Source organism: Streptomyces hilarionis (assembly GCF_024539675.1).
Classification (GTDB): domain Bacteria; phylum Actinomycetota; class Actinomycetes; order Streptomycetales; family Streptomycetaceae; genus Streptomyces; species Streptomyces hilarionis.
In genome coordinates, this window is the sequence record NZ_JAHHIT010000116.1 from 1 (window position 1) to 12,073 (window position 12,073).

General features: G+C 72.6%; 8 protein-coding genes, 1 tRNA gene and 2 pseudogenes. 4 read left to right on the forward strand and 7 right to left on the reverse strand.

Annotation, left to right across the window (positions count from 1 at the left end; genetic code table 11):
* Positions 1-1,212, reverse strand: a 1,212-nt coding sequence (locus tag KMS84_RS26260; RefSeq protein WP_256918926.1) for a bis-aminopropyl spermidine synthase family protein, incomplete at its 3' end; no start/stop codon positions are given.
* 465 nt (positions 1,213-1,677) lie between these two features.
* Here KMS84_RS26260 and KMS84_RS26265 point away from each other — a divergent pair.
* Both KMS84_RS26265 and KMS84_RS26270 read left to right on the forward strand, forming a co-directional pair.
* Positions 1,678-2,058 (forward strand): S-adenosylmethionine decarboxylase family protein, encoded by a 381-nt coding sequence (locus KMS84_RS26265; RefSeq protein WP_256918927.1) that lies wholly within the window; start codon positions 1,678-1,680, stop codon positions 2,056-2,058.
* Positions 2,059-2,093: 35 nt separating this feature from the next.
* Positions 2,094-2,885: a 4'-phosphopantetheinyl transferase superfamily protein gene (locus tag KMS84_RS26270; protein WP_256918928.1), complete on the forward strand. Its 792-nt coding sequence runs from the start codon at positions 2,094-2,096 to the stop codon at positions 2,883-2,885.
* Between the two features lie 79 nt (positions 2,886-2,964).
* Here KMS84_RS26270 and KMS84_RS26275 read toward each other — a convergent pair whose 3' ends face one another.
* The 5 genes and pseudogenes from KMS84_RS26275 to KMS84_RS26295 form a co-directional block, all read right to left on the reverse strand.
* Entirely contained in the window at positions 2,965-3,255 is a 291-nt protein-coding gene (locus tag KMS84_RS26275; RefSeq protein WP_256918929.1) for a CPCC family cysteine-rich protein, read from the reverse strand.
* A gap of 68 nt (positions 3,256-3,323) precedes the next feature.
* A complete protein-coding gene (locus KMS84_RS26280; protein WP_256918930.1) occupies positions 3,324-4,742 on the reverse strand; it encodes a TQXA domain-containing protein in 1,419 nt (472 codons plus the stop codon).
* A 554-nt stretch (positions 4,743-5,296) separates the two neighbouring features.
* Positions 5,297-5,725: pseudogene (locus tag KMS84_RS26285) on the reverse strand (single-stranded DNA-binding protein); the annotation flags it as partial.
* Between the two features lie 277 nt (positions 5,726-6,002).
* The gene (locus tag KMS84_RS26290; protein ID WP_256918932.1) at positions 6,003-8,132 is read right to left on the reverse strand and encodes a GTPase; all 2,130 of its coding nucleotides are present in this window, start codon (positions 8,130-8,132) and stop codon (positions 6,003-6,005) included.
* Positions 8,133-8,135: 3 nt separating this feature from the next.
* Positions 8,136-9,743 carry a dynamin family protein gene (locus tag KMS84_RS26295; RefSeq protein WP_256918933.1) on the reverse strand — a complete coding sequence of 536 codons (1,608 nt, stop codon included), beginning with the start codon at positions 9,741-9,743 and terminating at the stop codon, positions 8,136-8,138.
* Positions 9,744-10,063: 320 nt separating this feature from the next.
* Here KMS84_RS26295 and KMS84_RS26300 point away from each other — a divergent pair.
* Positions 10,064-10,136 (forward strand) — tRNA-Arg (locus tag KMS84_RS26300).
* Between the two features lie 478 nt (positions 10,137-10,614).
* Positions 10,615-10,722 (forward strand): annotated as a pseudogene (locus tag KMS84_RS26305) (NUDIX hydrolase); the annotation flags it as partial.
* 957 nt (positions 10,723-11,679) lie between these two features.
* Here KMS84_RS26305 and KMS84_RS26310 read toward each other — a convergent pair.
* Positions 11,680-12,073 (reverse strand): hypothetical protein (locus KMS84_RS26310; RefSeq protein ID WP_256918934.1); only part of this gene is annotated, 394 nt, incomplete at its 5' end.

Consider the following 12,073-nt stretch of genomic DNA (forward strand, 5'->3'; position numbering starts at 1 on the left):
GGCCGGGGCCGGGGCCGGGGTGGCGGTGGGCGGCTGGGCCGGGAGCTCCGCGGCCGGCGCGGGCGGTTCCTCCGCCGGGACCAGGCGGCCGGGGCGGAAGGGGCCCTTGCCGCACTGCGGGCAGCCGTCCTCGCGCAGGGCGGCGACCGAGGTCCAGCGGGCGCCGGGGCCGACCCGGATCCGCGCGTCGCAGGCAGCGCACGTGTACTCGCGCTGCCGGGTCCGCTTGTCGCCGGTGTACAGGGGGCCGCTGAACTCGCCCTGCCGGGAGGCGGTCGAGGTGGTGGTGAGGAGGTGCTGGAAGAAGCCGACGCCGCCGAGGATGCCGCTGCCCTCGTACTCGTTGAAGTTGCGGACGTAGCCGTTGGTGACCAGGCCGAGCTCCATGATCTCCCGCTGCACCTCCAGCATCTCGTCCGGGCTCTTGCCGCCGAAGGAGAAGAAGACGCTGTGCGCCGGACCGGGCCGCAGGCCCTCCACGGCACGGGAGAGGAAGAGCCGGGCGCCCTCCGGCGTGTACGGCGGGTCGGTCATGGCCACGTCGTGCTGCCCGTGGAGCTCGGCGGGCAGCGGACGGCGCAGATCGTGCTGGACGGTCTCGATGCGGGTGCCGAGGCCGGCCGCGGTCTTCTGGATGTGGTCGAGGATCTCCGGCGAGATGTCCACGACGGTGACCCGCTCCACGATGGGCCCGCCGAGCACGTCGCCGACCACGGCGACGGCCAGGGACACCAGGTCGTCGTCGCCGATCAGCAGCAGCGAACCACCCGGCAGCGCGCCCGCCGTGAGCAGCGCGAGGACCCGGCGCACCTTCGTCTCGGCCGTGCAGTGCGACTGGTCGATCGCCATGTCGGCGGCGGGCCCGGACTCCATGAGCGCGCGCAGCCGCGTCACGGCCTCGTCCAGCACGTCGGGGATGACCAGCTCACGGCCGTCGCAGGCCCGGCAGGTGGCGTCGAGGACGAGGTCCATGCCCAGCCGGGCGACCAGGTCCGCACCGGCCTCGGTCAGCCGCGAGGGGCGCGCCTCGGTGACCAGACCCCGGCGGCGCAGCTCGTTGCCCAGGGCGGCCACGATCGGAACGGGCAGGCCGGTCGCGCGGCTGAGCTCCTTCGTGGACGCCGGGGCGAGCCGGCGCAGGGCGCGCAGGACGGACCGCACTCCCGGCGGGCCCTCCTGGAGCCGGACGGCGTCCGCGACTTCCGTGAGCACGGAATCGGCGGGGGTGCTCCGAGGGTGCCGACGCGCGTTGGTCACAATGCTGCTCCAGGCAAGCTGATCAGTGGATTCCGGGACCCTCGAGTATACGGGCCGACTCAGAGGCGACCGGTCCCGCACCCGGTGCGGGGAACGACAGGGGAAACGGCGGGGGAAACGCCGGGGCGAGCGGCAGGGCAACGGTGCGGAATTCACCCGCGGAGGACGGCATTCCGTGACGATCCCCGCCTCGCCGTCCCGAATGTGGTCCCGGAGGTTTTCCGGAACCGTCCGGTGATATCGGGGAAATGCATTCCGGAATACGCCGGGCGGTTCTGCGTCGAATCCGTCGCGCCCGCCCCCTGCCCCCTTGACGCAGTCTGCGCGCGAGCCCCCCTGCGCCCCGGATGCTACTCTGGGCACCACCGAGCGCCTATAGGAAAGGAGACGGGGGCAACTGTTCGTCACCCCCGGTTCCCCATGACCAACTCCGCCAACCTCGCCACCGAGGGCATAAACGTCGACGATCTCTGCTCTTATGCCGTCGACGTATGGGTGAGCGACCACAGCATCCTGACCGACGAGGAGCGCCTCCTCAAGGTGCTGCGCACAGCCGCCGAAAAGGGAAACGCCACGGTGCTCGGTGAGGCGTCGCATGTTTTCCCGAACGGCGCCGTCACGGCAATTCTCCTGCTTTCCGCCTCGCATCTGAGCATTCACACCTGGCCCGAATTCAGTCTGGCGAACGTGGATCTCCTCGCGTACGGCCGGCTGAACGGCGAGCGCATGATGCAGAGCGTGGAACTCGGCCTCTCGCCCACGCGCATCAACGTGACGCGCATGCTGCGCGCCGTGCACTGACCGCACCCTCCCCTCCACCGGCGGGACGAGACGCGGTGCCAGGACACCCCGTGCACGTGTGGTGGGCCGGCCTGACCGACGCCCACCCGGGTCTCCTGGCCCTTCTCGACCCGGTGGAGCGCCGCCGCCACGACGCGACCGCCGCCCCGGCCGACCGCGGGCGGTTCCTGGTGGGCTGCGCGCTGAGCCGACTCGTCCTGGGCGCACTGGTGGGCGTGCCCGCGGCGGACGTTCCCCTGCGGCGCGTGTGCCCGCGCTGCGGCGGACCGCACGGCAAGGTCCGGCTCGAGCCGCCCCCGCACGGCTCGCCCTGGAGCGGGCCCGGGCCCGACTTCTCCGTCGCGCACAGCGGCGCCGTGATCGGCGTCGCCGTCTGCGAGAACGGACGGGTGGGCCTCGACGTCGAGGAGGCGGACGTCCGCCTGGACGTGGACCCGGCCGCCCGCGTCGCGCTCGCCGCATCCGAACTCGCCGCGCTGTACGGCCGCCCGCCCGCCGCGCGCAAGGCCGCCTTCCTGCGCACCTGGACGCGCAAGGAGGCCGTCCTCAAGGCCCTCGGCGTCGGGCTCGGGGCGCCGCTGCGCGCTCTGGAACTCTCCGACCCCGGACAGCCGCCGGCCGTGCTGGCCTGGCCCGAACAGCTCGGCCCACGGCCCGACATGAGCCTGACCGACCTCCTCGTCCACGGCGCACACCCCGCCGCGGTAGCGGTCACGGACACCACCGCCCCGCCGGGCGGCGTGCACGTCACCCTGCGGGACGGCTCGGCCGCGCTCGCCGAGTACATTCGCGCCACGAGCGACGCGGACACCGCCCCGGGGGTGTGAGACCCCGTCCACGGGGACCGGGCGCGGACCGCGCCGGGCCGTGGAGCCGGGGCGTCGGCGTCCCGGCCGCGCGGTGACGTCAGTCCGCTGGGCGCTCGTGGGGGAGGGGATCGCGGACGTGCCGGGTACGCCGCTCGTCACTGGCGCCCATGATGCGAAAGTTGCGGCGTGCCTCCGTGAGGCTCAATCGGCCGTTCGGTCCGCCCCGGACCCGGTCGGCGTCGTGGTCGTCCTGCCCGTCGTCCTCCCAGAAGCAGACGGGGCAGATCTCGAAGCATCCGCGTTCCCCGAGCGTCAGGAAGCCGCAGCAGGGGCAGGTGTACGGGCCGCCCTCGGCGTCGCGACGGCTGGGCACGAAGGGATTGACCATCACGGCATCCTGTCCTGTCGCGTTGCCGACCGCGAACCGATATACGCGAACTGGGCGCCGTGGGCGGGTCAGTCGTGGGGCCGGGCGTCCTTGCGGCCGATCAGGATCAGGGCCGCGCCACCGATGATCACCAGGCCGATGGCGGTGCCCGCGATGAGGGGGGTGGCGCCGGCGCCGCCCGTCGCGGCGAGGTCGACGCCCTTGTCGTCGAACGTGCCGCCCACCGTGGCGGGGCTGGGCTCGCTGAGGGTCTGGGTGGTCAGGCCGGCGGTCTCGTCGGCCTGAGTCCGGCAGTCCAGGACGCCGGTGAACCGGTAGCCGACGCCTTGCGGGTCGGCGATCGTGAAGTCGTAGGCCTGGTCCTCCTGGAGCGGGATCGTCACCGTCCGGGACGCGCCGGCCGGGACGGTGTGGTCGACGCCCATCAGCTCGTAGACGAAGACCTCGTCGCCTCGGTTGACGGCGGTGAGGTCCACGCCGGACTTCGCGCAGTTCTTCGCGGCGGACAGCGCCGGCAGGGCGCCCTGCCGCGCCCACGCCGCGCTCGCCGTCGCCGACACCGTCGACTCGCTGGAGCCGGCCAGGATCTGGGTCTGGCTGCGGCTCTCCGAGGTGAACGCCCGACCGACGGGGACGGTCGTGGAGGCCTGCACGGTCAGCGCCGCCGAGCCGGGGGCCGCGTCGGCGGGCACGTCGAAGAACAGCTGGCTGCCGTCCGCCGCGGACGTGACCACCGCGCCGTCCTTGCCGACGATCCGCACGCCGCTGGTGGCGGCGTCCGGCGGAGGCGACACCGTCACGGCGCTCGCCTCGGTGTGCACCGTCACCGGGCCGAGCCGCTCGCCGGGCCGGCCCGAGACGGCGGGCGCGTCGAGGGTGAGGGAGCCCTGCGGCTCCGCCACGGGCCGGGCGGCCTTCTGGAGGTAGTCCGCGAGTCGCTCGGCCCGCGGGTCGACGGCGTCGACGTCGGCGCCGTCCGAGTAGCGCCAGATGGCGACCTGGGTGCCGGCGGCGGCGTCCTGCTCGGTGAGACCGCCGTCGATGCCGGCCTTGTGGGCGAGCGAGGCGAGGTCGTTCACCTGGGGGTAGGAGTTCTGCAGGATCCAGCGGATGCGGCCCGCGTCCCGGTTGGCGCCGAGCGAGGTGCCGCTCCACGGCGTCTCGTGATATCTGGCGTCCCGCTGCGTGGGGTTGTAGAGGTCGACGCAGTAGGTCTGCAGGGTGCCGCCGCCCTCGACGGACATCTCGAACAGACCGGCCGACACCTCCTGGTCCCCGCCGTCGGCGTGGATCACGGCCGCGCCGAAGGTCTTGAGGCCGCCTATCGTCGCCGTGGCCCCGCCCTGACTCTGCGTCATCTCGGCGGCCGTCGCCGTGCCCGCGCCGACGGCGAGGCCCGCCGCGACGAAGCCGGACACCAACGTCGCCACGGCGAGGCGGACCGCGCCCCGTCCGCGCGAGAACCGCGCAGAGAACGAAGAAATCACACAATTCCCCTTCGAGCAGGACCCGTTCACGTGGGGGGTACGGTCCCACCTGCAGAATCTGAAGCCCCGTGAGCCACGTCCGGCATCCTAGAGACGCGGCGCACCGCGCTTGCCGGTCATCTCATCGGATCGACGATCCGACTCGGAATCGTTATCCCCAAGATCGACGTCCGGCCGGGCTTATCGACAAATACACTCGGAGCCGCGGAGCGCATTCACCGATAAGCCGCAACTCGGTCGGCCTTCACGGCCCGGTGCCTCTGACGCTGTGTCACCGGTCCGTTCCCTCGCGCAGCGGATCATCCCATCCGGCGCCCCGCAAGGTCCCGCCTGACGTCGCCGCCAGGTCACGCCTCACGCTGCCGCCGGGTCCCGCCTCACGTCGCCGCCGCCATCGCCGCGGCCGCCGGCTCGCGGCGCCGCCGGGTCTGAGGCCTCGACTTCACGGAATCCGCCGGAGGAGCGGAGCCGGCCGGAGGCGGCGAGCCGGCCGGATGAGCGGGGTCGGCGGGATGCGCGGGTTCCGTGGGGTGCGCCGCACCGTCGGGCCCGGGGGAACTCGCCGCCGGCGTCTCCCAGTCGGGCTCCGGCCGCGTCGGCGCGCCGGCGGCGGCCGGCTCGGGGCGGCCCGAACGCCGGAAGGCCGACGTGCCCCGGGCGAGGTCGTGCCCGATCGCCACGGCGTCGATGTCCGCCGACGTCCAGCCCTGCTGCCCCTCACGCGACTCCGTGCGCACCTTCAGCCTGCCTTGCACGACGACCGGGTCGCCGACGTTCAGCGAGGCCATCGCGTTCGAGGCCAACTGCCGGTTGGACCACACCGTGAAGAAGTTGGTGTGCCCATCGGTCCAGGCGCTCTTCTCGCGGTCCCAGTAGCGCGCCGTCACCGCCAGCCGGAACCTCGCCGACGCCCCCGACGCCAGTTCCCGGAACACCGGCTGCGTCGCCACGTTGCCCACCGCGCAGACCATCGTCTCGTTCACTCGAACCCCTCCCTCACCGGGCGCTCGCGCCCCCGGATACGCCTACGGGCCTCTCCCGTACGGCCGCGTCCGCAGCGACGGTCGCGGGCGGACGCACCGCGCCCCGTCGGCTGCCTCGCGACGACCGCGTCCGTCACGACCGCCGCGAAGCCAGACTGCCTCCGTCGAGCCGGACCCGCCGGGCCCTGTGGACCACCCCCGGCCTGGGGAAAACGCCACCACCCGGACGAGTGACACACGTCCCCCCGGACGGATCACCCCCGCGGACCACCCGACGTCATCGCACCCCGGCCGCAGCCCCCGTGACCCGTGCGTACTGCTCCCGCACCTCCCGGTACCGCAGCAGTTCCGAGGCGACCGGGTCCAGCACGCGCGCCCGGCCGCACCCGGCCGCCGCCTCGCGCAGCCGGCGTTCCGCGTCCTGGCCGTAACGCCGGGCCGGGCCGCGTGCCGCCATCCGACAGCTCCACTCGACCAGCGGACCGCCCACGATGCCGGCCACCATGAGCAGCACCGGAACCCCCAGATTGGGCGCCAGAACCCCGGCGATCTGCCCGACCAGCCACAACCCGCCGACGACCTGGAGGAGCGTCATGGCCGCCTGAGCCATGACGGCCACCGGCCACCACCCGGGCCTGGGCGGCCGGCCGGGCGGCAGCCCGGCCCGCGCCGTGAGCTCGTCCAGCGCCTCGGGCAGCCCCTGCGCACCGCGCACGGCCGCCTCCCGCACGGCCTGCGCCCAGGGCGTGGGCAGCCCCGCCGACGCCCGCTCGGACAGGATGCGCACCGCCTGCTCGACACGCTGACGCGCCGTGGCCTCCTCGTCCGGTTGGGCGGTGACCGCCAGCCGCCCGGTGGGAGGGTCGCGCCGGTCCTGGTGCCAGCGCCACAGCCGCAGCCACGGCGTTCCGCACGCGCGGCCCGCGTTGCGCAGCCAGGCGCGCTCGGCCGCCTCACCGGCCGCGGTGGCCCCCACGGCGTCCGCCAGACGGTCCGCGAACTCGTCTCGCGCCTCCTCGCTCAGTCCGCTGCGCCGCCCGGTGGCGTAGACGGGACGCAGCCGCCACGCTGCGGTGTCCAGATCGGCGGCGACACGCCGCGCCGCCGCGCCGCGCTCCGCGACGAACTGGCCGAGCAGTTCGCGCAGCTCCGGGAGGCCGTCGCCGGTCAGCGCCGACAGGGCGAGCACGGTGGCGCCCGGCTCCCCGTACTCGCCGAGGGCCACGCCGTCCTCGTCCAGGAGGCGCCGCAGGTCGTCGAGGACCAGCTCGGCGGCCTCGCCCGGCAGCCGGTCGACCTGGTTGAGGACGATGAACATGACCTCCGCGTGGCCCGCCATGGGCCGCAGATAGCGCTCGTGCAGGACGGCGTCGGCGTACTTCTCCGGATCGACGACCCAGATGACCGCGTCGACCAGCCCGAGAACGCGGTCGACCTGCTCGCGGTGCTCGACGGCGGCGGAGTCGTGGTCGGGCAGGTCGATCAGGACGAGCCCGCGCAGCTGCTCCTCCGCCTCCGCGCTCTGCACCGGCCGCCTGCGCAGCCGTCCCGGGATGCCGAGCCGGTCGATGAGGGTCGCCGCGCCGTCGCTCCAGGTGCACGCGACGGGCGCCGAGGTGGTCGGCCTGCGCACGCCCGTCTCCGAGATGTTCACTCCCGCGAGGGCGTTGAACAGCTGCGACTTGCCGCTCCCGGTGGCGCCGGCGAGGGCGACGACCGTGTGCTGCCCGGAGAGCCTGCGCCGGGCCGCCGCCTCGTCGAGGACCCGGCCGGCCCGGGCGAGGGTCCTGTTGTCGAGACGGGCACGGGAGAGCCCCACGAGTTCGCGCAGGGCTTCGAGCCGGGACCGCAGATGCCCGTCGTAGACGAGCGGGGCCGAGGGCAGGGCTCCTCCGCCGCCTCCCCCTCCGGCGGACCCGCCGCCTCCACCTCCGCCTCCGCCTCCGACTCCTCCGACGGCTCTGCCGCTCCGGGACTCCCTGGCGGCCGCGTGCTCCGCGGCGGACGCCTCGGTCACCCGGCGGGCGATGAGACCGTCGTCCCAGGCCGTCTCGCCCTCCGCCCCGGACTCGGCACGGGGCCCCTCACCGGCGTCCCGCCGGTCGCGGGAGGCCTCGGCGTCCCGGCGACGGGCCTCCGCCGCCGGGCTCCCGTTCGCCGGCCCGCCAGCCGCCGGCGCCTCCTGATCACCGGTGCGATCGGCCTCCCGGGCGGCGTGCGCGTGCGTACCGGTCTCCACGCTGTCGCACTCGTCGTCGCAGTCGCCACCCTCACTCGTGCGGCCGTCCGGGTGTCCGGTGCGCTCCGCGCGATCCGACCGTTCTGCGCGCTCCGCGCGATCCGTTTGATCGGTGCGATCGGTGCGATCGGTGTGGTCCGTGTGGTCCTGGTCAGTGACGGCGGTCACCGGTCACCTCTCCTTCTGCAGTACGGACAGCGCGGCGATGAGTTCGGCCTGGGGTTCGGGGTGGACCTCGAGTCCGTCGAGGGGGGCGAGACGGCGCTCGCGTTCTGCGTGCATGACCCGGTCGAGGTGCTCGGCGAGCAGCCGTCCGGCCCGGTCGCGCAACCGCAGCGCCCCGTGCGCACCGATCCGTTCGGCGAGTCCCTCGCCCGCGGATCGCGCCCTGCGGCCGCCCAGCAGCGCGGTGGCGACGAGGGCGGCGACGGCCTCCGGATCCGGCGCGACACCGCGGTCCAGTCCGCGCACCTCGTCCTCGGCGTACTCGTCGAGCTCGCGCCGCCACCGCCGTACCGCGAGACCGATCCGGTGCTCGACGCTCTCCACGGTGGCGTCATGGTCCGTCAGCTCCGGTGCCCGTGCCGCGGGTTCGCGGCGCCAGGCCTCGTCGACGCGTTCGTCGGCGGCGGCGACGGCGCACAGCAGAAGGGTCGTCAGGCTCTCCGAGAGGGCGTCGAGAAGTTCGCCGGCCGTGCAGTCCAGCGGGAAGGCCCGCCAGCGTTTGAGGGCGTCGCCCGCGAGCACGGCACCGCTCTGCATCCGGCCCCGCACGCGCGTGTACTCGCTGTCGTACGCGGTCTCGACCGCCGAGGTCAGCCGCAGGGCCGCCGCGTACTGCGCGGCGGCGGCGCCGGCAAGTTCGGGCATGCGGGCCTTGAGGGAGTCGAGCACGCCGTGCGCCGTGCGGGTCAGGGCGTGGCGGCGGGCGGCGGGGTCCTGGGCGTGATGGGCCAGCCAGGTGCGCAGCGGCGCCACCGCGGTGGCCGGCAGCAGCCCGCCGCCCCAGGCGGACTCGGGCAGTTCGGGAACCGTGAAGCGCGGGACGTCCCCGAGCCCGGCCTTGGTGAGCAGGGCGCCGTACTGCCGGGACACCTCGGAGACCACCTGGTGGGGCACGCGGTCCAGGACGGTCACGAGCATGGCGTCGTACTCCTTGGCCGTGCGCAGCAGGTGCCAGGGCACGGCGTCGGCGTAGCGGGCGGCCGTCGTGACCATCACCCAGATGTCGGCGGCGCAGATGAGTTCGGCGGCGAGAACGCGGTTGTCGGCGACGAGGGAGTCGACGTCCGGCGCGTCGAGGAGGGCGAGGCCGGGCGGCAGCGTGTCGGCGGTCTCGATGCGCAGCACGCGTCTGCCGTCCTCGCCGGGCAGCAACAGATCCTCCGTGGAATCCCGATGGGGCGTCCACACGCGGGTGAGGCCCGGTAGCACGCGCATGCCGCTGAACCAGTGCTGGTCCTCCGGGTGACACACGAGCACCGGAGTCCGTGTCGTCGGCCGCAGCACGCCCGCCTCGCTGACCCGCCGTCCCACCAGGGAGTTGACGAGGGTGGACTTGCCCGCGCCGGTGGAACCCCCCACCACCGCGAGCAGCGGGGCCTCCGGCTGCTTGAGCCGGGGCACCAGGTAGTCGTCCAGCTGGGCGAGGAGTTCGTCGCGGTTGGCACGCGCGCGTGGAGCGCCCGCCAGGGGCAGCGGAAAGCGTGCGGCGGCGACACGGTCGCGCAGGGCGGAGAGTGCGTCGAGCAGCTGAGGCCTTACGTCCAAGGTCACCACACGCGAAGAATGCCCAATTTTAGGGGATTTATGAAGCATATAGGCATGCCTGCGCGCCGATAGGACACATCGGACGGAAGGTGCGACTGGGACAGAGGCGCAGGCCAGGCATAACGAGTACACAACACCCGTGTCGCGGGACGCCAAAAGCGATGCACGATTCGCACTTGCCTGCGATTATCAGGACCGCTTCACCGAACCTCCACATTGAGCCACGGAGGCGAAGCAACCAGGACAAGGAACCAGGAGCCCTATCCTTGTCCCCGGCAGCGTGACGGATCAGCCCACACCCGGGCAGCACGTACGAGGCCACCACACCGGCCCCCGTAGCTCAGTGGATAGAGCAGGCGCCTTCTAAGCGCTTGGCCGCAGGTTCGAGTCCTGCCGGGGGCGCAAGTCTCCGCCCTCCCTTCGGGAGGGCATTTTTGCTGGTCAGAGCATGTTTCGCGAGACACGACGAAGCCCCGGACACTCCCCCGACGATCATGGGGAAGGTCCGGGGCCGTCCGGCTGTCACCGGGTTTTCGCGGGTGGCCCTGTCGAATACGTGTCGAAGTTTTCCGCGAGGTGCGTCAGCCCGCACCGGGCGGCTCGGGGAGACCTCCCGCGGCCTCCAGGCGCCGTTTCAAGTCAGGCAGCTGCCCCTCGACGCACCGTGCGTAGGTGGCCAGCAATACCGGCACGCTGTTGCCGGCCCATTCAGCCACCTGGGCGGGCGGGATCCCGTCATTGAGCCACTTCGTAAGGCGCGTGTGCCGGTTGTCGTACACCCGCCTCCCAGTGGGCGACTCGAACACATGCGGAGGCAGGACGGCTTTCCGCGCACTGCGCCACGCCCGGCGGATGACCGAGCCGGCGAGAATGCCGCCCGAGCGAGCGCATGTCCGAGGCCTTCGCCATCAGGCTCCTGGACGCCTTGGACGGCAACGGCTCCCACGTACGCAGCCACGACGGACAGCACCTCATCCCAACGGGATAAGACTTTCTCTCCTTCATCAAGGCTCGCTCCGCTCGCTCCAGGTGGGCGGAGCCCAAGGGAAAGAGCACATCGACGGCGGCAGGGCCACCTGACGATTCCCGGCACCTCAAGGACTGATCAGTCTTCTCACGTCGTTCGAAAAGGGGCCGCGCACAGCGCGGCGGCGCGGTCGCCGCCGCCGGGCCTGCCCCTCCTCGTCTTCGCCGCCGGGGCTGGCCCGCCGTCGACGCCCGCGCCCACAAGGGGGCGAAATACATGCCGGGGCTACAAGGGGACAGCTATACGGCTCGCCCACCAGGCACAGGCAAAGACACATGCCTCCGGCGGGGGCACTCAGGCTCCAGGATGGCGGGGGCACCGTTCGCGAGTGCCGGCCCGTAGATGGCGGGCGCGGGGAGGCTCCCATCCCGTCTGCCGTCGACCCAGGCAGAGCCGAGCAGTCGCGGCCCAGGGCGTCAAGGTCGTTCGCATCGAGAGGGTCACGGACGCTTCGGCCCCTAGAGCGCCGACGGGGCCGACATGACCGACCATGGCGTCCTGGCGGTCCTGAAGGGAGTTGCCCGGCTCGCGGTGTCGGCGGTGAGCACAGGTGGAGGCTTTTACAACTGGAGCTTCTGACGGCGCCGCGGACGTCTCCGCTCGGGGCATGGACCGCTACGAGAAGACGGCGCATCTGGAGTGGTGGGCCAACCCATCCACCTGCGTGGCTCGAATCCCGATCAGAGCGACGACCACCGCCAACACAGGCGAGTGGGAGGCAGTGTTCTCGCCCTCTCCCGACCACAGCGTCCGCGAGAACCTGAAACAGGTCATCGACTCGGGCCCCTGCTTCACCCTTCGCTTTGACACCTCAAACCGTCGAAGTCCAGGCAGAAGACTTCGGCGGCGTCGATCACCTTCGGCTGACTGTCATCCCCGAACCGTAAAGCCGAGCAGCCCGACATGATCGGACAAGTCCTAGATGTCGCCGGCGACGATGGAGTGTGCGGCGTCGCCGATCTTGGTCCAGGTGATGGAGACGCCGGTGTAGCGGGAGACGGTGAAGGTGTCCCAGTCCAGTCGGTAGACGGTGTCGGTGGCGACGGCGAAGGATGCCCCGGCGGTTCCGGTGAGTTTCCACGTACCGGGAGTGCCGAGGTAACTCCTCAGGGAGGCGTTGAGATTCCTGGCGACGAGCCCTCGTCCCCACTCTCCGGCGTAGATCTGGTCCGCGGCGCTGCCGATCATGGTCCAGGCCGTTCCCATGCCGGTGTACTGGTACACGGCGTCCTTGTTCGGGGTCAGTGCGTAGACGGTGTCGGTGCCGACGGCGAAGGAGGCGCCTGCGCCCCCGATGTGTTCCCACAGGTTG

Bases quoted from the DNA above. Each gene is read 5' to 3' on its own strand.
- KMS84_RS26265 (WP_256918927.1), top strand. From the start codon at position 1,678: ATGACCAACTCCGCCAACCTCGCCACCGAGGGCATAAACGTCGACGAT.
- KMS84_RS26275 (WP_256918929.1), bottom strand. From the start codon at position 3,255: ATGGTCAATCCCTTCGTGCCCAGCCGTCGCGACGCCGAGGGCGGCCCG.